The sequence below is a fragment of the Pseudomonas abyssi genome, from assembly GCF_003444685.1.
GTDB classification, from domain to species: domain Bacteria; phylum Pseudomonadota; class Gammaproteobacteria; order Pseudomonadales; family Pseudomonadaceae; genus Halopseudomonas; species Halopseudomonas abyssi.
In genome coordinates, this window is the sequence record NZ_LMAZ01000001.1 from 860,875 (window position 1) to 882,650 (window position 21,776).

Annotated in this window: 23 protein-coding genes; 14 read left to right on the forward strand and 9 right to left on the reverse strand. The window is 58.0% G+C overall.

Features of this window, described 5'->3' with window-relative positions; all coding sequences use genetic code 11:
• Window positions 1–85: 85 nt before the first annotated feature.
• A complete protein-coding gene (locus tag ASB58_RS04035; protein ID WP_118129418.1) occupies window positions 86–685 on the forward strand; it encodes an IMPACT family protein in 600 nt (199 codons plus the stop codon).
• Between the two features lie 31 nt (window positions 686–716).
• On the opposite strand, the gene ASB58_RS04040 is transcribed toward ASB58_RS04035, so the two are convergent.
• Genes ASB58_RS04040 through ASB58_RS04050 form a run of 3 tightly spaced genes read right to left on the reverse strand, consistent with a single transcriptional unit; the run spans window position 717 to window position 2,238 of the window.
• Window positions 717–1,148: a carboxymuconolactone decarboxylase family protein gene (locus ASB58_RS04040; protein WP_118129419.1), complete on the reverse strand. Its 432-nt coding sequence runs from the start codon at window positions 1,146–1,148 to the stop codon at window positions 717–719.
• A gap of 2 nt (window positions 1,149–1,150) precedes the next feature.
• The gene (locus ASB58_RS04045) at window positions 1,151–1,795 is read right to left on the reverse strand and encodes an FMN-dependent NADH-azoreductase (protein ID WP_118129420.1); all 645 of its coding nucleotides are present in this window, start codon (window positions 1,793–1,795) and stop codon (window positions 1,151–1,153) included.
• Window positions 1,792–2,238 carry a GNAT family N-acetyltransferase gene (locus tag ASB58_RS04050; protein WP_104737798.1) on the reverse strand — a complete coding sequence of 149 codons (447 nt, stop codon included), beginning with the start codon at window positions 2,236–2,238 and terminating at the stop codon, window positions 1,792–1,794. The genes ASB58_RS04045 and ASB58_RS04050 overlap by 4 nt, the downstream gene beginning before the upstream one ends.
• A gap of 87 nt (window positions 2,239–2,325) precedes the next feature.
• Between ASB58_RS04050 and pdxR the strand changes: the two genes are divergently transcribed.
• A complete protein-coding gene (pdxR, locus tag ASB58_RS04055; RefSeq protein WP_118129421.1) occupies window positions 2,326–3,726 on the forward strand; it encodes a MocR-like pyridoxine biosynthesis transcription factor PdxR in 1,401 nt (466 codons plus the stop codon).
• Between the two features lie 36 nt (window positions 3,727–3,762).
• On the opposite strand, the gene ASB58_RS04060 is transcribed toward pdxR, so the two are convergent.
• Window positions 3,763–4,137 (reverse strand): cupin domain-containing protein, encoded by a 375-nt coding sequence (locus ASB58_RS04060; RefSeq protein WP_118129422.1) that lies wholly within the window; start codon window positions 4,135–4,137, stop codon window positions 3,763–3,765.
• Between the two features lie 102 nt (window positions 4,138–4,239).
• Here ASB58_RS04060 and ASB58_RS04065 point away from each other — a divergent pair, with 102 nt between their 5' ends.
• The 9 genes from ASB58_RS04065 (at window position 4,240) to ASB58_RS04105 (ending at window position 15,921) form a co-directional block, all read left to right on the forward strand.
• Window positions 4,240–5,103 carry a LysR family transcriptional regulator gene (locus ASB58_RS04065; protein ID WP_118129423.1) on the forward strand — a complete coding sequence of 288 codons (864 nt, stop codon included), beginning with the start codon at window positions 4,240–4,242 and terminating at the stop codon, window positions 5,101–5,103.
• A gap of 159 nt (window positions 5,104–5,262) precedes the next feature.
• Window positions 5,263–5,769 carry a DUF2059 domain-containing protein gene (locus ASB58_RS04070; protein WP_118129424.1) on the forward strand — a complete coding sequence of 169 codons (507 nt, stop codon included), beginning with the start codon at window positions 5,263–5,265 and terminating at the stop codon, window positions 5,767–5,769.
• A gap of 166 nt (window positions 5,770–5,935) precedes the next feature.
• Window positions 5,936–6,445 carry an RNA polymerase sigma factor gene (locus ASB58_RS04075; protein ID WP_118129425.1) on the forward strand — a complete coding sequence of 170 codons (510 nt, stop codon included), beginning with the start codon at window positions 5,936–5,938 and terminating at the stop codon, window positions 6,443–6,445.
• 91 nt (window positions 6,446–6,536) lie between these two features.
• A complete protein-coding gene (locus tag ASB58_RS04080) occupies window positions 6,537–7,502 on the forward strand; it encodes a FecR family protein (RefSeq protein WP_235827205.1) in 966 nt (321 codons plus the stop codon).
• Between the two features lie 133 nt (window positions 7,503–7,635).
• Window positions 7,636–10,404 (forward strand): TonB-dependent receptor, encoded by a 2,769-nt coding sequence (locus tag ASB58_RS04085; protein ID WP_118129427.1) that lies wholly within the window; start codon window positions 7,636–7,638, stop codon window positions 10,402–10,404.
• Between the two features lie 79 nt (window positions 10,405–10,483).
• Window positions 10,484–10,726 carry a helix-turn-helix domain-containing protein gene (locus ASB58_RS04090; RefSeq protein WP_202974584.1) on the forward strand — a complete coding sequence of 81 codons (243 nt, stop codon included), beginning with the start codon at window positions 10,484–10,486 and terminating at the stop codon, window positions 10,724–10,726.
• Window positions 10,727–11,173: 447 nt separating this feature from the next.
• The gene (locus ASB58_RS04095; RefSeq protein ID WP_118129429.1) at window positions 11,174–13,279 is read left to right on the forward strand and encodes an ATP-dependent nuclease; all 2,106 of its coding nucleotides are present in this window, start codon (window positions 11,174–11,176) and stop codon (window positions 13,277–13,279) included.
• A 1-nt stretch (window position 13,280) separates the two neighbouring features.
• A complete protein-coding gene (locus ASB58_RS04100; protein WP_118129430.1) occupies window positions 13,281–15,119 on the forward strand; it encodes a UvrD-helicase domain-containing protein in 1,839 nt (612 codons plus the stop codon).
• Window positions 15,120–15,294: 175 nt separating this feature from the next.
• Window positions 15,295–15,921, forward strand: a complete 627-nt coding sequence (locus tag ASB58_RS04105) for a LysE family translocator (RefSeq protein WP_118129431.1) — start codon at window positions 15,295–15,297, stop codon at window positions 15,919–15,921.
• 2 nt (window positions 15,922–15,923) lie between these two features.
• Here ASB58_RS04105 and ASB58_RS04110 read toward each other — a convergent pair whose 3' ends face one another.
• The 3 genes from ASB58_RS04110 to ASB58_RS04120 all read right to left on the reverse strand — a co-directional run bounded on the left by ASB58_RS04110 (window position 15,924) and on the right by ASB58_RS04120 (window position 18,757).
• Window positions 15,924–16,709 carry a hypothetical protein gene (locus tag ASB58_RS04110; protein ID WP_235827207.1) on the reverse strand — a complete coding sequence of 262 codons (786 nt, stop codon included), beginning with the start codon at window positions 16,707–16,709 and terminating at the stop codon, window positions 15,924–15,926.
• Window positions 16,710–16,823: 114 nt separating this feature from the next.
• A complete protein-coding gene (locus ASB58_RS04115; RefSeq protein WP_118129432.1) occupies window positions 16,824–17,132 on the reverse strand; it encodes a chorismate mutase in 309 nt (102 codons plus the stop codon).
• 458 nt (window positions 17,133–17,590) lie between these two features.
• Entirely contained in the window at window positions 17,591–18,757 is a 1,167-nt protein-coding gene (locus tag ASB58_RS04120; RefSeq protein ID WP_118129433.1) for an MFS transporter, read from the reverse strand.
• Window positions 18,758–18,851: 94 nt separating this feature from the next.
• On the opposite strand from ASB58_RS04120, the gene ASB58_RS04125 reads away from it, so the two are divergent.
• Window positions 18,852–19,745, forward strand: coding sequence for a LysR family transcriptional regulator (locus ASB58_RS04125; protein ID WP_118129434.1), 894 nt, complete (start codon window positions 18,852–18,854; stop codon window positions 19,743–19,745).
• 230 nt (window positions 19,746–19,975) lie between these two features.
• Here the strand turns inward: ASB58_RS04125 and ASB58_RS20120 are convergent, their stop codons facing one another.
• Together ASB58_RS20120 and ASB58_RS20125 are read right to left on the reverse strand one after the other, a co-directional pair.
• A complete protein-coding gene (locus ASB58_RS20120) occupies window positions 19,976–20,314 on the reverse strand; it encodes a tyrosine-type recombinase/integrase (protein ID WP_202974608.1) in 339 nt (112 codons plus the stop codon).
• 157 nt (window positions 20,315–20,471) lie between these two features.
• Window positions 20,472–20,600, reverse strand: coding sequence for a phage integrase N-terminal SAM-like domain-containing protein (locus ASB58_RS20125; RefSeq protein ID WP_235827211.1), 129 nt, complete (start codon window positions 20,598–20,600; stop codon window positions 20,472–20,474).
• Window positions 20,601–20,972: 372 nt separating this feature from the next.
• On the opposite strand from ASB58_RS20125, the gene ASB58_RS04135 reads away from it, so the two are divergent.
• Together ASB58_RS04135 and ASB58_RS04140 are read left to right on the forward strand one after the other, a co-directional pair.
• Complete coding sequence (locus ASB58_RS04135; protein WP_118129435.1) at window positions 20,973–21,518, forward strand: DUF2975 domain-containing protein; 546 nt, start codon at window positions 20,973–20,975, stop codon at window positions 21,516–21,518.
• A 6-nt stretch (window positions 21,519–21,524) separates the two neighbouring features.
• On the forward strand, window positions 21,525–21,731 hold the full coding sequence (locus ASB58_RS04140) for a helix-turn-helix domain-containing protein (protein WP_118129436.1): 207 nt from the start codon (window positions 21,525–21,527) through the stop codon (window positions 21,729–21,731).
• The last annotated feature ends 45 nt before the right edge of the window (window positions 21,732–21,776 follow it).

Below are 21,776 nucleotides of genomic sequence, written 5' to 3' on the forward strand. Positions count from 1 at the left end.
TGCCAGAATTTTTCTGCCGACAACGTGGCTTTGGCTGGGCTTCTCAGTACTGTATGCAGCGTGGCTACCGGGTTATCCTAGCGCCATGTACAGTCTTGCTCAGCCCGTCTCCCACACGCTGGAAATCCGTAAAAGCCGCTTCCTTGCCTGCGTCGAACCCTGCACCGATCGCGCCGCAGCGCAGGTGCGGGTGAATGAGTTACGCGCGCAGCACCCCGGTTGCGCACATGTCTGCTGGGCGTTGTTGGCGGGTGGTCACAGTGCGGCGGTGGACGATGGTGAACCCTCGGGCACGGCGGGGCGGCCGATGCTGGATGTGCTGCGGCATCAACAGCTCGATGGTGTGCTGGCGACGGTCGTGCGCTACTTCGGCGGCGTCAAGCTGGGTGCTGGCGGGCTGGTGCGGGCCTATACCGATGCGGTAGCACAGGCGTTGCTGCAGGCGGAAAAAATCCAGCACATTCCTGTTCAGACCCTGAACTGCGAGCTGGCCTATGCCCATGAAGGTGTCGCCCGCAACCTGATTGCCGAACTCGGCGGTGAGCTGCTTACGGTCAGTCACGGGCAGGCTGTGCGTTTACATCTGCGCTTGCCCACGACTGCAGTCGATGCGCTACAAGAGCAGCTGTTATCGATCACTCGGGGCGAACTCGGGTGGGAGGTTGCCGCTCCCTCAGCGGATTGATGAAGCGGCATGGCTGCGTGTGTTGCGGTGCTTAGAGGTTCATCCCTACCGCGAGTCGATTGAAGGCGTTCATCAGGGCGGCCGCCAGGGTCAGATCAGATATTTCGTTATCGCTGAAGTGCGCTTTCAGCGGTTCGTATACCGCGTCTGGCGCACCGTTTTCGCTGATGCCGGTGAGCGTCTCTGCCCACTCCAGGGCGGCGCGCTCGCGCTCGTCAAACAACGCGCTCACCCGCCAGCCTGCTAGGCAATCCAGCTTGTCCTGCGGCACGGCAACTTCGCGCAATGCCTGCGAGTGCTTTTGCAGGCAGAAAGCGCAGCCGTTGATCTGTGAGATACGCAAATACACCAGTTCCAGCAGTGGCAAGCCAAGCGCGCTCTTGGCCAGCGCCGTGTTGGTAGCGAGCAGGCCCTGGTAGGCTTCAGGTGATAGCGACTGGAACGGCAGTCTAAGTTGGCTCATGGTTAACACTCCGTATGAGAGAAAGGTCTAGCCAGGTCATGGCGGTCGAGTGATGGGGCTTGCCACAGCGAAGTTCGGGCGCCTTCAACCGCTGTGAGCACGGCGTCGTCATCAAACGCCAGTCCCTCCAGATACGTGAAGCGCAGATTGAAGAGCCCCAGTGTGTTGAGCACCTGACGCAGGTAAGGGGTCAGGAAGTCCGGTTGGCGTGCCTGCTCGCCCCGGTGAAACCCGCCGGAGCTGACCAGGACATGTACCGGCCGGTCGCTGAGCAGGCCTATTTTGCCCTTCGGTGTGGAGCTAAACGTCCGGTGAATACGCAGGACGTAGTCGATCCAGAGTTTGAGCGCGGCGGGCACCGTGAAGTTATGCATAGGCGTCGTGATAAGCAGCATGTCGCTGCGTTCCAGTTCGCCGATCAACTCTTCGGATACCTTGAATACTGGCGAAGCAAATAGCTCGGCACTGGTCAGGGCGTGAGCGTAGTCCACATCGAGTGGTGGCAATGGCTCTGTGCTGAGGTTGCGCTCAATCAGCTCAAGGCCGGGGTGCTGGCGGCGTAACGACGCCAGCCATTCAAGCGCCAGCTGACTGGCATGGGAGTGCTGTCCATACGGACTCGCGTTGATCAGTAACAGGCTCTTCATGGCAGGTTTTGCGCTCGCAGACTCTCGCTGAAATGTAACCCTCGCGCCAGCAGGCCCTGGCGGAAATAGAAACGCTGGGCCAGCGGCATATGCAGGCCGGTGTCCAACACCAGATGGTCGCAGTCGCGTTGTTCTGCGACCTCGCGCACTGCCTTTAACAGCTGCCGTCCCAGGCCGCTGTTCTGGATACTGGGTTTCACCACAAGGTCGTCGACGTAAATGAAACGGCCATAGAGCAGATTCTCCAGTTCACGGTATCCGATCAGGCCAACGATGCCCTCGGTGCCTGAGGCCGCCAGCAGCCGGTAGCCCTGCCTGCTCTGGCGAGCGAGCTGCGCTTTGTAATCGTCCAGCCGGGTGAGATGCGGGCGCAATACGCGCATCAGTTCAAAGCTGGCAGCAAACGCATTGTCACCCTCCAGGTGTTCAAGTGTGTACGGCACGGTCGTCGCCTTTTGATAAACAGGAGCCCAGCTTATAAACGCGATGGCTTAAGCTATAGAGCCAAAAAATGCTTAAACGAGTAGGCCATGTTTGTTCCCAGCGATCTTGACCGTCGACAGTCAACGCCGATCTATCGCCAGCTTTATCAGCGGGTTCGTGACGCCATTACTGACGGTCGTATGCAGCCCGGTGATCGAGTGCCCGCCGCGCGTGCGTTGTCGGCGGAGCTGAACGTGGCGCGCGGCACTGTTGAGTCCGCCTATCAATTGCTGATTGGCGAGGGGTATCTGATCGCCCGCGGGGCGGCCGGCACCTTTGTCGCTCCGCAGCTGGCGCCGGTTGCCAGCTGTGTGCCTCGCGCGCCCGCTATCTCGACCGCCTATCCAGCCATTCATGACGGCAAGCCGCCGCTACCGCTGCAAATGGGCCTTCCCGCGCTGGATGCGTTTCCTCGCAAGCTCTGGGTAAGGTTGGCAGGTCGGCAATTGCGCCAGGCCGGCCTTGACGGCCTTGTTTACCCTGACTCGCACGGCTACGCGCCGCTGCGCGCAGCCATTGCGTCCTACCTGGGAATTGCACGCGGGATCAGCTGCCACCCGGATCAGATTTTCGTGTGCGCGGGCTATCGAGCCTGTCTCGATTTGATTTGCCATACGCTGATGGGGCAAGGCGATGCGTGCTGGCTGGAGGAACCGGGCTACTTTCTGGCCCGCAACGCGCTGCTGGAGGCTGGCGCACAGCTGGTGCCAGTGCCGGTAGATGAGCACGGACTGGACGTCTCTCAGGGTGTCGCCCGTTCCCCGCACGCACGCTTTGCGCTGGTCACGCCGACCCATCAGAGTCCGTTGGGCGTATCGTTGTCACTGGCGCGTCGGCTGGCGTTGCTGGCGTGGGCAGAACGGCAAGGTAGCTGGATCATCGAGGATGATTACGACAGTGAATACCGTTACCAGGGCAAGCCGTTGCCGGCACTCAAAAGCCTCGACCAGCAGGGGCGGGTACTCTACACCGGCACCTTCAGCAAGGTCCTGTTCCCGGGGCTGCGGCTGGCCTATCTGGTAGTGCCTGCGGAGCAGAGTCAAGCCTTTGCCCGGCAAGCGGATCGCCTGCACAGCCACTGTCCTCAGGTGTTGCAGGCGACGGTGGCTGCGTTTCTGAATGAAGGTCACTTCGCGCGGCATCTGAAGAAAATGCGCAGCCTCTATGCCGAGCGACGGCAATGGCTGGTCGATGCGCTGCAGCAGCAATTGGCTGACCGTATCCGCATCCACCTCCAGGCGGGCGGCATGCACCTGCTGGTGGAGCTGTGCGAGGGTGGTGACATTGAGCTGGCTGTGCGTGCCGAGGCCGCAGGGCTGGCGGTCCAGCCCTTGTCAAAATGGTATCTGGAAGGCAATCACAGGTGCGGCTTAATGCTGGGTTTTACCAATATCACCAGCCCCGAACAGGCGTCTCAGTTGGTCGGCCGTTTGGCGCGTGTCTTCTAGTGGGCTAGCCCTGAAAGAGCTGCCGGCGCGCCCGGTTTAGCCAAGCTGTCGCTCGATAGGCACGGTTCGGGCGCTGACTTCGTCGCCCGTGTGGCGGGTGGTCACGGTTTCAATCAAGACGATGCCACATTCCTCAGCGGCGACCGGGTTGTGTGGCGTGCCCTTGGGGATTACGTAAAAATCGCCAGGGCCAAGGGTGACCTCCGACTGTTCCAGTTGAATCTTCAGCTCGCCGTATACCACCCAAAACAGCTCGTCTTCATCGGTGTGGGAATGCCACATCAGTTCGCCTTTGAGCTTTGCCACCTTGATGTACTGATCATTGACCTGGCCAATGATCTGGGGTGTCCAGTACCGGGTAATACGAGCCAGCGCTGCCTCGACGTTGGTGCTGTTCTTACTCGCGATCATAACCATGGCTCCGTGCAAAAGAAGGCTACCTTAGCTGGACGGAACAGCACCGCCTATCGAATGTTTATACTGGGGGTATTAGTAATCGTAATGGCCACTCACATGTCCCTGGTTCGTCATATTGACCTTGTCCTGCTTCGTGCCTTCGTTGCCGTAGCGCAAACCGGCAGCATCAGCGCCGCCGCGGGTCAGTTGCATTTGACCCAAGGCGCAATCAGTCAGCAGGTGAAGCGGTTGGAAGCGTTTTTTGCCTGCAAACTGTTGGAGCGCGATTCGCGTGGAGCGCAGTTAACCGCCCAGGGCGTCGAGTTCTTGCCCAAAGCGCGGCGGCTGCTGGATCTCAATGACAGTCTGTGCGCTTCGATGGCTGGCGCGACCATCACTGAGATCCTACGGATCGGCATACCCTATGATATGGCCGGCGCGTACCTCGCTCCCGTGCTCAAGGCCTTTTCTCAAGCGTATCCGCATGTTGAAGTCATCGTTGTGTCCGGTTCATCCGTTGATCTGATGAGTGACTTTGCCAAGGGGCTGATTGACCTGATCATCCGGCAGTGTCCAGAAGCCGAGAGCACGGAAGAACGCCTGGCGTTGGCGCCGCTGGTTTGGCTGGCCAGCGCAGAGGACGTGTTTACCCAAAGGCCGTTGCCGTTGTGCTTTGTAACCCCGACCTGCGCCTTTCGTCCTGTGGTGTTCTCTCGTCTGGCCGAGGCTGACATAGGCTGGCGTGTGATATTTGAAAACGCCTCAGTCGACACCACCCTAGCGACAGTACAGAGCGGTCTGGCTTTGACCCCGTGGCTGCGCCCATTGGTGCCGGATGGCTTTCGGGTACTGGGAACAGAGGCCGGCTTGCCATCATTGCCTGACTTTGCGATCGAGCTGCATGTTCCGCAACACGCAAGCGAAGATGCTCAGGGTATGGCAACGCTCATTCGTCAGCACATCAGCGGGGTGTACGGCTGAGCGGTACGGCAGGTAAAGAAAGGGCGTAGCAGATCACAGTGGAAGCATCTTGCCGCGATGACACGGCTAAACCAGCCAGTGTGGCGCCAAAGCCGGATTCCAGCTGTGGTATAACGGGGCGGCAGGTTTCAATCAAATAGTCACCAGTAAGGATACGTCGTGAAGAAACTCCTCCTGTCTATCGCTTTTACCTTGATTTCACCGATCGCCATGGCGAATCCACCCAGCGACGAATCCATTCGTGAACTGATGACCATCACCGAGACCCGTGAGCTGATGGAAGGCGCCATGGCCCAGGCCGATCAGATGATGCGCGCCACCATGGAGCAAACCATGCAGGGCAAGGAAATCTCGGCCGAGGACCGTAAGGTGCTCGATGAGATGCGCACCGACATGATCGCGGTGCTGGATGAGGCGCTAGGTTGGGACGCCATGGAGCCGCTGTTCATTGATGTTTACCAGCGCTCGCTGTCACAATCTGAAGTGGACGCCATGCTCGAGTTCTACCGCTCCGATGCGGGCAAGGCGGTGATCGCCAAGATGCCGCTGATCATGCAGAACACCATGGGTGTCATGCAGCAGCGTATGGCCAGTGTCGGCCCGCGTATCCAGCAGATTCAGGACGAGGCAGTGGCGAAGCTGCAGAACAAGTCGGCTGCTCAGTAATCCCTCCTGCTGATCCGCGCTGTGGCATCCACGCGGCGCGGTCTCTGGTATGGCGTCTAAGCCGCTGGCCGGGCGCCATGCAATATTGCTATACATTCCCAATTGAAAATATTTCTCATTAAAAATATGATGCGGCCTTCCATCGCCCGAACTCAGGGGGCTGCGATTGTCGGATCTGGATATCAAGGGCCTGTTTCTGAAGCATGCATCCGCCGTGCAGAGCTTTCTGTTGCGCCGAAGCAATGATTCACAGTTGGCAGCGGACCTGACCCAAGAGAGCTTTCTGCGCCTGGCCGAGCAGGGCGAGGACGGGCGTATCGACAACTCGCCTGCCTACCTCTACCGCACCGCCCGTAATCTGCTGATTGACCACCAGCGTCAGCAACTGCGCCGCAAGACCGACCTGCTCGCCGATGAACAGTTGGCCGAGATTGTCGATGCCGGTGCCTCGGTCGAGGAGATTGCCGCCGCCCGAGAAGGGGTAGAGACCTTGCAGCAGGTGATGGCCCAGTTGCCCAAGCGCACTCAGGAGATATTCCATCTCAACCGTATCGAAGGGCTGACTCACGCCGAAGTGGCCCGCGAACTGGGTATTTCTGACAGCTCGGTGCAAAAACATCTGGCCAAGGCGCTGGCGCATGTCATGGCGCATCTGCAGGGAGAAAGCGAGCAATGACTGGCGCGATTACCGACTTCCTGCTGATCGAACGTCTTTACACGGTATGCCCCTTAATCCCGGAACCACACCCGAATCACAGAGAGCGCGCGTGACTAGCCAGCATTCCACTCCGCGAGAGATACGCGAACAGGCCGCTGAATGGGCCGTGCTGCTGAGCGATGGCCCGCTGGCGGCCGAGCAGGAAGCTGCGCTGGCGCTTTGGCTGGAGGCAGACCCGCGTCATGCGCAGGCGCTGACCTTTGCCCGCGATACCTGGGCCGCGTTGGCGCAGGCACCGGCGTCGCCGTTGCAGCCTCGGCGTCAGCGCAGTGCTGCGCAGCGCCAACGCCCTGCGCGGCGGCGCTCGCGGGTCCGTCGCTGGGTCGCCGCCGCCTGCGTATTTGCCATGCTCGGCGGGTTGGGCTGGAGCCAGCAGCAGCGCATCATGCTGCCGCTGATCGCCGACCACCATACCGCTGCAGGTGAGGTGCGCAGTCTGACGCTGGCTGATGGCAGCGAGGTACTGCTCGATAGCGCCAGCGCCATCCGCGTGAACTACTCCAGTGCCCAGCGGCAGGTGGAGCTGCTGGCCGGCGCAGCCATCTTTCAGGTTGCCGCGCAGGCTGATCGGCCCTTTGTTGTCGCGGCGGACGGCGGCACCACCCGCGCTTTGGGCACCCGCTTTGTGGTGCAGCGACAAGACGACGGCGCCGCTCTGGTCGGTGTGCTGGAGCACAGCGTAGAGGTGTCCGCTGGCGGCCACCAGTGGCAGCTGGCAGAGGGCGAAAGTCTGCGCTACGACGCGCAGGGTCTCAGCCCACTGGCGCTCGACTTGCCGCGCCTGACCAGCTGGCAGCGCGGCCTGCTGGTGTTTGATCGCACCCCCCTGGCCCAGGCCGTCGCCCAGCTGAACCACTACCGTGCCGGGCATCTTCTGATTGCCGACCAGGCCCTGGGCCAACGCGAGGTCAGCGGTGTCATCCGGCTGGATGATCTGGATAACGCCCTGAGTACGCTGACCCGCGAAATGGACCTGCGGCAGCTGCAGATGCTGGGTGTGACGCTGGTTTATTAGTTCATGGCGCTGTGCCACTCCAATGCTCCCGAGTGCAAAAACGACTTTTTTTGAAAAAGAGTTACTGACTTTCTACCGGTGACGCGTCTTGTTGGTAGTGATTTGCATTAACAACAATCTGCCGGAGTCAGTCATGCGTTTTTGTCGTTCTGCTGTAGCGCCTACATCCACCCCATTCCCGCTGCTCAACGGCGTCGCCCTCGCTGTGGCGCTGGCGCTGGGCAGCGCCCAAGCCCAGGCAGCGGAACCTGCATCCGTCGGTCAGGCCCAGGCGCAGCTGCTGCGTTTTGATATTCCTGCCCAGCCGTTGGATCGTGCGGTATTGGCCTATGCCGAACAGGCCGGGGTGCAGGTGCTGTTTGACAGTGCACGGCTGCAAGACCTGACCGCCACTGCGGTCGCCGGGCAACTGACCGCGCGCGAGGCTCTGCAGCAGCTGATCGGCGGTGCGCCGGTGGACTTTCGCTTCGACGGCATCAATCAGGTAACCCTCACGCGCCGGGCCGAGACGGCCGACAACGCGTTGCAGTTGCAGACCATCATGGTTGAAGGTCAGGAGCTGACCCAGCGCCAGCAGGTGTACCTGGAGCCCAGCTCGGTGGCAGTGATCGACCGCGCGCAGATCGATAGCCGCCCGCCGCGCCATGTGGCCGACCTGCTGGAAGAAACCTCCGGCGTCTATACCGCCGTCAACCAGCGGGATCCGGGCCTGTCGGTGAACATTCGCGGCGTGCAGGATTACGGCCGGGTCAACATGAACATCGACGGTATGCGGCAGAACTTCTCCGTTAACGGTCATCAGCAGCGCAACGGTGTGATGTTTATCGATCCGGAGTTTATCTCCAGCGTCGAGATTGCCAAGGGCACCAGCGCCGGGCAGGGTGGGGCGGGCGTGCTGGGTGGTATCGCCACCTTCAATACCGTCGATGCCCGCGAGTTTCTGACCGATGGCAAGGAGATGGGCGGGCGCCTGCGCGCAGGCCACGGCATTGGCGAGTTGGGTAACGGTACCAACTTCAACGGCAGCGCGGTATTTGCCTTCGGCAACGAGACCGGTGATGTGCTGTTGGGCCTGAGCGAGCGCCACTTTGGCGACTACCGCGCCGGTACCAGCGATAAGGACAATCTGGGCACCCAGATTCGCCTGCGCAATATCCATCCTCAGGCCTGGGAGCATTGGCTGGAGTCCGAGGTGGGCGACACCGGCAGCGTTAGCCGCTCGCGCCTGTTCAAGCTCGGCCTCAACCTGCCGGAAGACCAGCGCCTGCAGTTCAGCTACATGGAGTACGACGCCGACAGCAAGAATGCCTGGACCTATGTCTCGTCCGATGCGCAGACGACGTACTACCTGCGCAGCAGCGCCAGCGACCTGATCGCCCGCAACGCCGCGCTGGATTACAGCTACAACCCCGACAGCAACCTGATCGATCTTGAAGCCAAGCTGTATTACGTGACCACCCGCGAGGACCGCTGGAACGCCGCCAGCACCGCCAGCCAGAGCAGCGGTAACTGGTATCCCGACTACCTCGACCACTATCAGATCGATACCTGGGGCCTGCAGCTGACCAACACCGCGTACTTTGATGTCAGCGACGACCACCTGCTTACCTTCACCTACGGCGGCGAGGTCTATCAGGATCGCTTTTCGCCCTCAACCACCCGCACGCCCACCATCAATCAGCTGGCCTATCCCTTTATCAAGGGCGCCAACCCCGATGGCGAGCGCACCATGGCCAGCATCTTCGGTGAGCTGGTCTGGGACTACAGCGACTGGCTTCGGGTGGATGCCGGGCTACGCTACGACCGCTATCGACTCAAGGGCGAAAGCGGGCTGACGGTGTGGATGTATCCCGACGGCGAGTTTGTCACGCAGGATGGCGCAAGGAGCGAACAGGCGATGGTGTTTGATGTAGACCAGCAGGCCGGCCGCCTGTCGCCCACGCTGGGCATCGCCGTCAAACCGGGGGTTGATTGGCTGCAGCTGTATACCCGCTGGGGCAGGGGCTGGCGCCCGCCGGCTGTGACCGAGGCGTTTATGTCGGGCCGCCCGCATGGCGGCGGTGGTAGCGAGATGGTGTACCCCAACCCCTTCCTGAAACCCGAGCGCTCCAACAACTGGGAGGCAGGTTTCAATATCTTTGCCGAATCACTGCTGCGCGACGGTGATCGCCTGGGTATCAAGGTCGCGTACTTTGATAACCGCATCGACAACTTCTCCTACATGGACGTCAACGTCGATGTGCCCGGCCTGACCGCCGCCAACACCTCGATGGGCCGCAGTGCGTACCAGAACAACCTGGAGGAGACGCGCTTTCGCGGCGTTGAGTACAACCTGGACTACGACGCAGGCAGCTTTTACTCGCGCCTCAGCTACACCCACATGATCGGCAGCAATGACTTCTGCTCCAACCAGTTCTATCTGGGCGGTGCGCAGGAGCTGGTGCAGGTGGGCACCCGGCCTGGCTTTATTCAGGTTGGCCCGATTCAGATCCCGGTGCAGCTGCCGGTGTATGACGCCCAGCCCAACGACGAACTGAACAACTTTGTGCAGTGCAATCAGGTCATGGGCAGCGCCTCTTACATGCCCGCCGACAGGGGGGCGCTGACGCTGGGCATGCGCTTTCTCGACAACCGTCTGGATGTGGGCGGGCGCGTGCGTTACAGCGAGGGCAACGGCGCGAACCTGAACACACCGACCTACTCGCAGCTGGAGCAGGCGCTGTGGCCGCAGTATCAGGTGTATGACCTGTACGCCAGCTACTGGGTGACCGACCAGCTCAATATCGCAGCCTCCATGGAGAACGTGTCAGACCAGGCCTACTTTGTCGCCATGGGTGATGTGAACAATCTCTCGTTGGCGCGCGGGCGGACGCTCTCCGGCATGCTGGAGTTTCGTTTCTGAGGGTCCTGATAAAGCAGGGCGAGGTTACGCCCTGCTTTAGCTGTGCAGGCTGGCGACTCAGGCCGAGCGGCGCAGCGGGGTGACGTTGTTCTCGCGCGTGCGCTCGCTGCAGCGCAAACTGAGCGCCGAGAAGCAGACCTTCGATGCCATCCGTGACCAGGTTCGGCGCAACGCAGCAGAACATTACCTGCTGGAAACGCATATCCCGCTCGCTCAGATTGCCGACCTGCTGGGGCTGGCAGACCAATCGGTACTGACCCGTCTGTGCCAGCGCTGGTTCGGCAACCCGCCCGCACGGCTGCGCAAGGCGCGGCGGGGCTGATGTGCAGTCACGGGCTAGTTCCCTGCTACTAAGCCACCGCCTAATACCCGTTTCAGCCACTGACCAGAAAATGTCTGACGCTACCTCCATCAGGTGCTCCAGGGCGAGATCTACGCCTGCGCCCAGAGCTGCGGTAGAACATTGATGGGAAAGTAGTTTGGAGGGGCGGAGGTATGGGTAATCTGGACGGAATGCCGGGTTTTGGTGGAAGGGTTGGAGAGGGTGCTTTCGGCCAGGAGCAGTCATTCACGACCGACAGCTATAGACCCAGAGCGACCAGTCACGACAGACAGGAGGCGGCCAGAAGCGACGGCACGAGGACAACGAACTGATACTCCCAGGCAGCAGGTGTGAGAGGGTGGAGGAACCAAGCCGAAAGGATATAGGCTAGGATCTCAATCGGGCAGTGAATGATTGCTCTCTCAATGCGTCAGGGAGGAGGTTTGTATGAGAGTTAGTAGTATTTCGATCCAAAATTTCCGTCGACTGGAAAAAGTTCAGATAGACATTGAGGAGCGGGAGTCAATCTTTGTTGGCCCGAACAACAGCGGCAAGACTTCTGCCACCGCAATTTTTCGCTGCTTTCTAGGTGGACGCGACTTCAAGATTCATGATTTCTCGGTCGCCCGAATAGCAGACTTCGACGCGTTCACCGCGACAGATGATGCCAGCAAGCTCCCCAAGATCAGTCTTGACCTTTGGTTCACCATCGATCCTACCAGTATCGCATTCGGCAGAGTGTTCACACTGCTGCCAAAGCTTTCTGACTTAACGCGGGTAGGAATTCGATTGTCGTATGAGGTCGCGGACGCGAAGACGTTGCGTGAGAGCTACGAAGCCGCCTATCCGCACAAGGATGATGGTACCCGCGCTAAGACGCTGGCTCAGTATCTGGCGCTTGATGGAAATCTTGGCCGACATTTTGCGGTTTGCTACTTCTCACTTGATGAGAAACGCCAGGACGGAGCACCTACTGAAACACTGACGAGTCAGCTAGCCCCTGACGAAGGTAAACGGCTTCTGAAGCATCTCATCCGGGTTGAGTTTGTCGACGCACAGCGCAACATTAACGACGATGACAGCAGCCGCAGTAACCGGCTTTCGTCAGCCTTTGCCGCCTTCTACCAGAAGAATCTTGAACAGGCTGGCCATGCTGCCGATGCACACAGCGTAATCGATGCCAACAACAAGCTACTGACTGAACACTACGCCAATCAGTTTGAACCGCTGATTAAGCTCATCAAGCACCTTGGCGTGCCATCGATTAATGATCGAGAGTTGCGGATCATCTCCTCGCTAAGCCCTGAAAGTGCGCTGCGTGGGAACACCGAGCTGCTCTACGTTGACCCTGGTCGCCAGCATGAACTGCCAGAGCTTTATAACGGCCTTGGCTTCAAAAACCTGATCTACATGGCAATCCAAGCTCAGCACTTCCATTCTCAATGGGTGATGACTGCCGAAAACAGGCCTTTATGCCTAATGATCTTTATTGAGGAGCCTGAGGTTCACCTTCATGCGCAGGTGCAACAGGCCTTCATCTCCAACATCTGGCAGGTGATCAACCAGTCCGCCGAGGCGGCTGGAGAACCTGCTCTCGTACCACAGCTGGTTGTTACTACGCACTCTTCGCACATCATGGAGGCTGTGGATTTCGAGAAAGTCCGTTACTTTCAGCGCTGCTATATCGAAGGTGAGACAGCAGCGGAGAGTATTCGCAACGCCTCAGTAGTTCATAGCCTTCGGGCCTTCCAGCCGGAAGTGGAAATGGTTGATGAGAAGCGGATCGAACCTGCGGAGTCGTTGGCCTTCCTCAAACGCTATTTACGACTAACACATTGTGATTTGTTCTTTGCGGATGCTGCCATTCTTGTCGAGGGGGCCGTCGAGAAGCTGTTAATGCCATCCATGATTGAGCGTGCTGCTGGGCGACTAAGAACGACATACCTCACAATCTTGGAAGTGGGAGGCGCCTATGCCCACCGTTTCGAGGGTTTGCTCAGCTTCCTTCACATTCCATACCTAGTTATCACCGATCTCGATTCCGTAGTGCCCACTGGATATCCCCGAGCTTGTCGGGCGGACCTTGCCGGGGCTCGAACCTCAAATGCTTCTCTCAAAAAACTGTGTGGGATAACCACCGTCGCTGAGCTTATGGCCTTGACTCCAGCTCAGCGACAGCAAGCCGAGAAGGATCGTTGTATTTCTTTTCAGACGGATATCTTGGTAACGGAAGGTGAGACTCAGGCAACGATGCGGCCGCGCACTTTAGAGGAGGCAATCCTTTACGAGAACTTCGGGCTGCTTCGATCCGGCGTCTTATCTATCGACACCCACATTCCAGCGCTTCTGAGCGACGCTTACCAGGCTGTCTACGAACAGGTTCGCTCGGATAGTTTCAAGAAGACTGACTTTGCTATGGATATCTTGGCATGCACTCAGGAATGGGTCGTTCCTAGCTACATTGCAGAGGGGCTAAGTTGGCTTGAGTCGCGCTTGGATCCAGTGCGTGAAGCAGACACGACGGCAAAAGCTGCTGGCACGGAGGGGGCATAGCATGGGGGGGTGGGTTGAAAGCAAAGCGGATGCCCTAGTCCGAGAATGCCTAGAAAGTCGCCGAAGCTTCGCTATGATCGCAGGCGCTGGGGCTGGTAAGACAAGTTCGCTGGTTGATGCTCTGAGCCGAATTCGCGATCGCGAGGGGATTGCTCTTAGAAAGCATGGTCAGCGTGTTGCATGTATCACCTTTACCAAGCGTGCGGTTGAAGTGATCAAGGCAAGGCTGGGGTTCGACGAGCTGTACCTAGTTTCAACTCTTCACGGATTCTTGTGGGGGCAGATCAGCCACTTCCATGATGATATTCGACAGGCGCTTTGTGAAAGTCGTCTTCCAGCTCTTATACAGAAGGCAGAGGATGATGATAACGGGGGCGGTAGCAAAAAGGCACAAAAGGCTCGCGCAAAACGCGCGCGACTGATAGAGCAGTTAGCTCTTCTTGAGTCAGTTAAGAGCTTTGATTATGCCGACACAAACTTTAGTGATTACGGAAAGGGGCAGATTGGCCACGATGACGTCATCGCGATTGCCACCCACTTGCTTGCGAATAATGAAACTCTAAGGCGTATTGTCGGATTGCGTTTTCCTTATATCTTCGTCGATGAAGCACAGGACACATTTGAGGGTATTGTCACCGGACTTAATCTTGTCGGTGCTGGCATTGGTCTTCCTGTGGTCGGATACTTCGGTGACCCCTGGCAGCAAATTTATGACCGAAGTGCTGGGGTTTTTTCACCCCCTGATGGTGGTGAAGTTATCAAGAAAACGGAGAATTTCCGCTGTTCGCAGAGTGTTATCCGACTCCTCAATGCTTATCGCAGAGATGTTGAGCAATATGCCGCTGGCGAAAATGCTGCATGTGAAGGCAGTGTCGAATTCCTGCTGGTAAAAGCAGAAGATCCAACGGAGCCACGCAGGCGCTATTCAGAAGAACAAATTGAGCGTGCCCTGCTACGCATGGATGCAGCAGTCGATGCATGGGGCTGGGCTGGGCGTGACGATATCGTCAGGCTCTTCCTTGCACGCCAAATGATTGCGCGGAGGCTTGGGTTCGCTGATCTAAATCGTCTCTTTACAGGCGACTACGCATCGTCCCGCGCGCAAGATGCCTTTGAGGAAGGTACACATTTTCTTCTCAAGCCATTTATTACGACGATTTGTCCTCTTGTCGCTGCTCAAGCTCAAGGTGATGAAAGAGAAATTATCAATCTGCTTCGTCATAATAGTCCGGCTTTCGCAATCGATGGATTAAACTCGGAGAAGTCACTGAACTTTATGATTGAGGTGTCGAAGGAAGTAGTTGGCCAATTGCAGGAGTTGTGGGGTGGCGAGACAATCGGAACGATTCTTCGTTTTTGTATCGAGAAGCAGATCATCCAGCCTTCCGACAAGTTACGTGAGCATCTCGATCGCGCCCCTCGGCTCGAGCAGTTTGATGAGGTCATTCACAGTCTAGACAAAGGGGATTGGCTAGCAGACGCGCTATTCACAATGGCACCAGAGGCGGTATCCCGCTACGCCCAGTACCTCAACAACAATACGGCCTATAGCACCCAGCATGGGGTCAAGGGTGAGGAGTACGCAAAAGTCTTAGTCGTCTATGACGATATTGAGGCCGCATGGAACCACTACAGTTTTAATAAAACCCTGACACCAGGCACGGCTGGCGATCCCTCTGATCGACAACGCTCTGTAACTCAGAAACTAGCGTATGTCTCGTTCTCCCGTGCAATGGAGGACTTGCGTGTCGTGCTGTTCACCGCTGATCCGGCGGGGGCACGAGATGAACTTATTCGAAGTGAGCTATTAAGGCCTGATCAAATACAAATCATGAACTAATAGTTTTCCAGCTTTTAGGTTAAGGAAAAGACTAAAGGGGGGTAGATTTATTTATTGGGGAGACCGGCCGCTTCTGGCCGAAAACAGCCGCTCCACTAGGTCATCGCCCCAACTTGCTATCCTATCGCCACACCGTCAGCATGGCACCTAACCCATCCCAACGAGAGAGCCTGCCGTGTTTCCCATCAGTGTGTGGTTTGCCTATACCGCTGCCTGCGTTCTATTGGTGCTGGCGCCGGGGCCGGATAATTTGCTGGCTATCGGGCGGGGGCTTAGCCAGGGCAAGCTGGCTGCGGCTTTGTCTGGCATGGCGTCTGGTGCGGGTATTTTGTTTCATGTGGCGGCGGCATCGTTGGGGCTGACGTTGCTGATGCAAACCTCGGCGGTTGCCTTTTGGGTGGTGAAGCTGATTGGTGCGGCCTATCTGCTGTGGCTGGGCATCAAGGTGTTGCGCTCGCGCAGTTTGTTCAACTTGCAGGCGGCGTCTCGGCAGTCATTGCCGAGCATCTTTTTGACCGGGTTTCTCTCTGCGGCACTCAACCCGAAGCCGGGGTTGTTCGTGCTGGCCTTTATCCCTCAGTTTGTTGACCCGGCGCGTGGTTCGGTCACTGTGCAGATGGTGGTATACGGGGTGTGGTTTGCGGTGCTGACGGCGCTGGGGTTTGCCTTGATGGGCATTTTTGCCACTGCGCTCTCCCGCTTTTTGCTCAACCGGCCACGGCTGGTGAACAGCTTGAACATGGGGGCAGGGCTGACCTTTGTTGCCTCTGGCGTGTCGGTGGCAACGCTGAGTCAGCGCTAGGGCTAGACTCGGTTGACTGGCCGCTCTGCGGAACCCTTCGCGATGCAATCACTGCAGTACTCTGGTCTGGGTTCATCGAGAGCGCCCATAGCGTCCATCCGTTGCGCTTTAAGAGTAAGGCTGTCCGGCATCGATAGGTGCTTTCCCGGTGTGGGTAAAGCAGTTGCTGTCGTATCGCACCAGCTTTTATACAAAGCGCTTGCATCAACAGGCGCGGGTACTTGTTCCTTGCGCTGCAGTGCCAGCGACATCTGCTCGGCAATGATGGGGTTGCTAGCAGAATAGGAAAAGTGTGAGGAAGGATGGCTCACCACGGCTACAGGTACATCACCTGTCAGTGCCTTAACCCGACGGCCGTTTCGCTTGCTGTAGCAGACGATTAAATCTGGCTTCAGCACCCCCAAGACTTCAGTGAATGGCTGCTTGCCTCTCTCCCATGCGGCGTCGCATGGCGTCTTTCGGGCTTTGGGTATGAACTCCTGGATGAAGTTGTAGTAGGCGATGCTATGCCAAAACTCGCTTTTATCTGATTTGGAAAATCGCTTTCTGGTGTTCAGGATAGAAGCCATGATTTTGGTGAAATGTGGGTGGCGGCGAAGCTTGGCGGTGGCTTGCGGGTGTTTCTGGCCCAAGGCGAGAGCCTTTACGATCTCAGGCGTGACAGTCGGGCGTTCATTCTCTTTGGCACCGTAGTGTGACTCGCAGACCACGAGTACCCGCAGGCCATGAATGCCTTGCTCGTAGCGGGGGCCGACCCATGGCGCAAAACGAACAGTACTCTTGGTCATTGCCTTCCTTGGTCAATAGGGCCAACACGCTTGGCCAGGCCCTGAACACGTAGCGAATTTTTGGGTTTTGGCAGTCGACTCGATGGCTGTTTTGTCCCCTTGCCCAGGCGGCCTTTAACTACCGGATGGCGCGTTCGTCAGTTGCGCGTGGGTAGACAGTTCTTCCGCAATAAACGCTGCAATCATCGCCCGGTATACCTGTTCCACTACCTCTGGTGAAGCGCCGGTTTCGCTGGCGATGGCGCGGACCTTGGCGATAACCTGCTCGACCCGTGCAGGCGCTTTTACATCATCGGTGGTTTTCTTGAAGCTGGCCGCCTGGGTGACGAGGTTGCCGCGCTTGGCGAGCAAGGAGACGAGGCTGCGGTCGATCTCATCGATTCGTTGGCGTACTTCGTCGAGGGAAGAGCAGGGCACATCCATTGTTTAACGCTCCTTTTTGCTGGCCTGTGGTGGCTTGGCTGTTGCCGCCGTGCCCGTAGCCTAACCCTCAGCGCTTCGGCGATTCAATGCGGCGTCACTGTTGAGCGCTTGCATTCCCCTCCTGCCAACCCGCACCTAACGCCAGAAGCAGCTCAATCTGCCTGAGCGTCACTTCGGTATTCACCGCGGCCAGACGCACGCATTGACGGCCTCCCTTCGGCCGTGCGGGGCGTCAATAACGGGGCAGACCCTGGGCTGGATGCATCTTGTCCTGGGCCAGATTACGTGGATCGGCATGCGCGCGCTGGCGTTATTTAACGTGGACAACTGCGCTGTGTGAGGTCTGCATGGCTGCAATAGCATCACGCTGTGGCCGCTCTGCAGGCCCTGGGGAAGGGGTTAAGAAGCCGGGCGTATTGCCCGGCTTTTTGATTGCTGCGCCAGCGGTATCTCGGTGCCTAGACTGCCGCCGCCGTTACCGCCCGGGCACGCCAGACTGAGCCCAGCACCATCAGCAGGCCAATTGCTGCCATCGCCGCTCCGGCTAGCGAGATGGCCGGGTAGCCGAGCCCTGCCTTGATGACTGCTCCACCCAGCGCCGCACCAATCGCGTTGCCCAGGTTGAAGGCGCCGATGTTCACCGCAGAGGCCAGGTTGGGCGCATGCTTGGCGGCCTCCATCACCCGCATCTGCAGCGGCGGCACGATGGCGAAGCTGGCAATGCCCCAGAGCAGAATGACCACGGCGGCAGGCAGCGGCCAGCGCATCAGCACGGTAAAGGCCAGCAGGATCACAATCAGCGCACTGAGTGAAGCAATCAGCGTGCGATCAACCGACCGATCTGCCGCCTTGCCGCCCCACATATTGCCCAGCGTCAGGCCGATGCCGTAAAGCACCAGCATGGCGGTAATGAAGGCCGCGGAGGCGTGGGTCTCGCTGGTCAGAATAGGCGCGATATAGGTGAACACGGTAAACATGGCGCTGGAGCCGATCACGGTCAGGGCCAGCGCCGACAGCACCGGGCCACGGCCCAGCACGCGGATCTCGGCCAATGCGCCGCCGCTGTTGGGCTGCGGCACATGGGGCAAGGCAAACCACAGCGCGACCATCGCCAGCACGCCAAGGCCGGTAATACCCCAGAACGCGGTACGCCAGCCGAACGCATCACCAAACCAGGCCGCCAGCGGCACGCCACCAATGGTTGCCAGCGTCAGCCCCAGAAACATCGCCGCCACCGCGCCCGCGCGTTTGTCCGGTGCGACCACACTGGTGGCAACAATGGAGCCAACGCCAAAGAAGGCGCCGTGGTTCAGCGAGGTCACTATGCGGGCGATCAGCAGGCTGTAGTAGTCGGTCGCCATCGCTGACATCAGGTTGCCCAGGGTGAAGATGCCCATCAGGCCGATCAGCAGATAGCGGCGGGGGATGCGCCCGGTGGTCAGCGTCATCAGCGGCGCGCCGAGCAGTACGCCCAGCGCGTAGGCGCTGACCAGCAAGCCGGCAGCCGGGATGGATACGCCCAGATCGGCGGCGATGCCGGGCAACATGCCCATTGGGGAAAACTCGGTAACACCAATGCCAAAGGCACCGATAGCAAGTGCAACAAGGGGTGGGTTGATACGCATGGAAGGCTCCTCATCTATGCCGCGAATGCTACAATCCGCTCCTTGATGGCGGTAGATGGCTTTTCCGGTAAACACCTTTGCGTAGAGAGCACAAATGGACTTTAACGGCAGGTCGGGCGACATGGTCGTGTTTACCACGGTGGCGCAGGAGGGCAGCCTGTCAGCTGCCGCGCGGGCGCTGGGCCTGACACCCTCGGCGGTCAGTCGCATCATCACGCGTACCGAGCAACGCCTTGGCACGCGGCTGCTGCTGCGCACCACCCGTGCAATCACCTTTACCGCTGAAGGCGAGGCCTACTTGCGCGGCGCCCGCCGTATTCTTGCCGACATGGCCGAGGTAGAAGAGTCCATTGCCGATCAAGGCGTGCCCAGAGGCCGCCTGCGCGTCAGCGCTGCGCTCGGCCATGGACGGTTGGCAATCGTGCCGCTGGTGGCTGCGTTTACCGCGCGTTATCCAAAGATCACCGTCGACCTGTCCCTGGGCGATGAAGTGGTCGATATCCTCGCCGGCGAGGCCGACGTTGCCGTGCGCTTTGGCCCACTGCCCGACAGCCCGCTGACTGCGCGCCGCATCGGTGAAACAGGGCAGGTCGTGGTGGCGTCCCCAGACTATCTGCAACGCCACGGCACCCCGCTGCAACCGGAAGACCTCGCTCAGCACAACTGCCTGCGTTTCAACTTCCGCCGCGCCGAACCCAACTGGCCGTTTATCCGCGACGGCCAGTCATTCTCCCTGCCTGTGTGCGGCAACATCGAATGCAGCAGCGGCGAAGCGCTTGCCCAGCTCGCCCGCGTAGGCGCCGGTATCGCCCGCATCGGTGAGTTCAGCGTGGCCGAGGATATACAGCGCGGCGATCTTATGCCCTTGCTGCAAGCCTTCAACCCGGGCGACCGCGAACCTATTCATGCCGTATTTGCGGGCGGCTCGACAATGCCGGTGCGGGTGCGGTTGTTTGTGGACTTTCTGCTTGAGCAGCATCAGATGTGAATGAGCGATAGGTGCTGAGGGTGAGGGGCGATTTTGGCCAAGATGAAGCGGTTGAAGACGGCATCTGGATGGGGATATTCCGCAAACCCGCAGCGTCATCGCTCGAACGACAGTGACATAAACAACACTCCCGACCATCGCGTGGGATGGGTGTATGTACGGGATAGACAGCGCTTTGTGCCGTGGAATAGTCTTGAAGCACAAAAGGGACAGCTCAGCGTAGCCAAAGCTCAGCCGAGCGGACTTTGCACTCCGGCGAAGGCATTACCAAGGACATGGGTATAAATCTGCGTAGTACGCACATCGGCATGTCCCAGCAGCATCTGCACCGTGCGAATGTCACTGCCACGGCGCAGCGCATAGGGCAGGCTGGCATCACACTGGTAAAACGCATCTTGCTCGCGCCAGGCACGCTGGATGCGCGCTTTGCGGTCTTTCAGTGGCTCAATCAGCGGGCTCGGCAGCAGCGTGGTGCGATCCTTATCTCCGTTACCGCTACGCACCGTGATGATCTGGCGGTCGAAGTCGATGTCTTTGATTCGCAGCCGACAGGCTTCGACAAGACGCAGCCCCCGAGCCGTACATCAACGACGCAATCAGTTTGTGAGGCTCCGGCAGCAGCGCGATGATCTGGGTTGCTTCACCGTGCGTCAGCACTGTCGGGATACGTGCAGGGCGCCTCGCCCGCACAGTGTCGCCAATATCACCCAGCGGCTGATCAAGCTCCTAACCGTAAAGAAACACCAGCGCGTTGAGCGCCTGATTCTGTGTGGCTGGGGCCACATGCCGACTGACGGCCAGCCAGGTGAGAAACGCGCTAACGTCCGCCGTCCCCATCTCCAGTGGGTGACGCATCCGGTGATAGCGCAGGAAGTAGCGTATCCAGTACCAGTAGGCCTCCTCGGTACGAATGCTGTTTTTTATACAGCGTTATTGGTTGCGCAAAATGAGGACGTCAAGATGCTACAGGCTGTGCGTTGTGGGAGAGATATAAGTATTTGATTTAAATATAAAAACTTTGTTTTAGGTGAGCGAGGCGTCGCGTTGTTATGAAGAGGTCACTGATACGCAATGGTGAATCCGTCGGTCCACTCAGCTGTTAGCTGTAAAACCAGCGTGGAGCGTTGTCTCAAGTAAATTATCGATATACGATAAAAAAATATTGAAAAGCGATAATTTACCTCCTATGCTCTCTTTTCATTCTTGAAGAAGCGGAGGCCTTAGTCTATGAAAAGTGAAAGCGAAAATATTAAACGCATACAACGTGTCAGCGGTACATTTCGATTACTGTTTACGGTTTTAATTTTTTTGATTCCCGCCGTAACCTTGACGTATTGGATGTTTTTTAACTACCTACCTGCTGGGTTTACGGCTGAACTACCTGTTGTGGTTAGCCAGACGCTCCCTCTTAAAACTCTCTTGTTAGCATTTTCAGTCAGCTTGATTCCCGTATCTGTTGCTGTATATGGGGCTATGAATCTAAAAGAACTGTTCAAACTCTACGAGAGGGGAGTTGTTTTTTCTGAGCAAAATGTAAACTATGTTCGTCGTCTCGGGTACGCGTTGATATCTTGGGTTGTTGCTAATCTGTTATTTGTCGTTCTAATAAGCATTGTTTTAACATTCAACAATATGCCAGGAGAACGTATAATAGCTGCGCAGTTTGGGGTTTCAGACGTAGGTACATTAATTATCGGGGCGGTCGTTCTGTTAGTCTCCTGGGTAATGAAAGAGGCATCAAAATTAGAAAGCGAACTAGCACATACGGTATAAAACACAATGGCAATTGTAGTAAACCTAGATGTGGTGCTTGCAAAGCAAAAAATGAAATCTAATGAGCTGGCGAAACTTATTGGTATTTCTGAGCAAAATTTATCTATTTTGAAAACGGGCAAGGCGAAAGCGATTCGCTTAACAACACTGAATGCTATTTGTAGAGAGCTTAATTGCCAGCCCGGAGATATATTGGAGTATCAGGAAGGTTAAATAAAACAGCTAACAAGCGCATGTTGCTGGACTGGTTTTCCGCTG

What these genes read in the sequence shown, in the direction of transcription:
- ASB58_RS04035 (WP_118129418.1), top strand. Translation starts at nt 86, where the DNA reads ATGTACAGTCTTGCTCAGCCCGTCTCCCACACGCTGGAAATCCGTAAA.
- ASB58_RS04040 (WP_118129419.1), bottom strand. Translation starts at nt 1,148, where the DNA reads ATGAGCCAACTTAGACTGCCGTTCCAGTCGCTATCACCTGAAGCCTAC.
- ASB58_RS04045 (WP_118129420.1), bottom strand. Translation starts at nt 1,795, where the DNA reads ATGAAGAGCCTGTTACTGATCAACGCGAGTCCGTATGGACAGCACTCC.
- pdxR (WP_118129421.1), top strand. Translation starts at nt 2,326, where the DNA reads ATGTTTGTTCCCAGCGATCTTGACCGTCGACAGTCAACGCCGATCTAT.
- ASB58_RS04060 (WP_118129422.1), bottom strand. Translation starts at nt 4,137, where the DNA reads ATGATCGCGAGTAAGAACAGCACCAACGTCGAGGCAGCGCTGGCTCGT.
- ASB58_RS04065 (WP_118129423.1), top strand. Translation starts at nt 4,240, where the DNA reads ATGTCCCTGGTTCGTCATATTGACCTTGTCCTGCTTCGTGCCTTCGTT.
- ASB58_RS04085 (WP_118129427.1), top strand. Translation starts at nt 7,636, where the DNA reads ATGCGTTTTTGTCGTTCTGCTGTAGCGCCTACATCCACCCCATTCCCG.
- ASB58_RS04095 (WP_118129429.1), top strand. Translation starts at nt 11,174, where the DNA reads ATGAGAGTTAGTAGTATTTCGATCCAAAATTTCCGTCGACTGGAAAAA.
- ASB58_RS04100 (WP_118129430.1), top strand. Translation starts at nt 13,281, where the DNA reads ATGGGGGGGTGGGTTGAAAGCAAAGCGGATGCCCTAGTCCGAGAATGC.
- ASB58_RS04110 (WP_235827207.1), bottom strand. Translation starts at nt 16,709, where the DNA reads ATGACCAAGAGTACTGTTCGTTTTGCGCCATGGGTCGGCCCCCGCTAC.
- ASB58_RS04115 (WP_118129432.1), bottom strand. Translation starts at nt 17,132, where the DNA reads ATGGATGTGCCCTGCTCTTCCCTCGACGAAGTACGCCAACGAATCGAT.
- ASB58_RS04120 (WP_118129433.1), bottom strand. Translation starts at nt 18,757, where the DNA reads ATGCGTATCAACCCACCCCTTGTTGCACTTGCTATCGGTGCCTTTGGC.
- ASB58_RS04125 (WP_118129434.1), top strand. Translation starts at nt 18,852, where the DNA reads ATGGACTTTAACGGCAGGTCGGGCGACATGGTCGTGTTTACCACGGTG.
- ASB58_RS20125 (WP_235827211.1), bottom strand. Translation starts at nt 20,600, where the DNA reads ATGCGTCACCCACTGGAGATGGGGACGGCGGACGTTAGCGCGTTTCTC.
- ASB58_RS04135 (WP_118129435.1), top strand. Translation starts at nt 20,973, where the DNA reads ATGAAAAGTGAAAGCGAAAATATTAAACGCATACAACGTGTCAGCGGT.
- ASB58_RS04140 (WP_118129436.1), top strand. Translation starts at nt 21,525, where the DNA reads ATGGCAATTGTAGTAAACCTAGATGTGGTGCTTGCAAAGCAAAAAATG.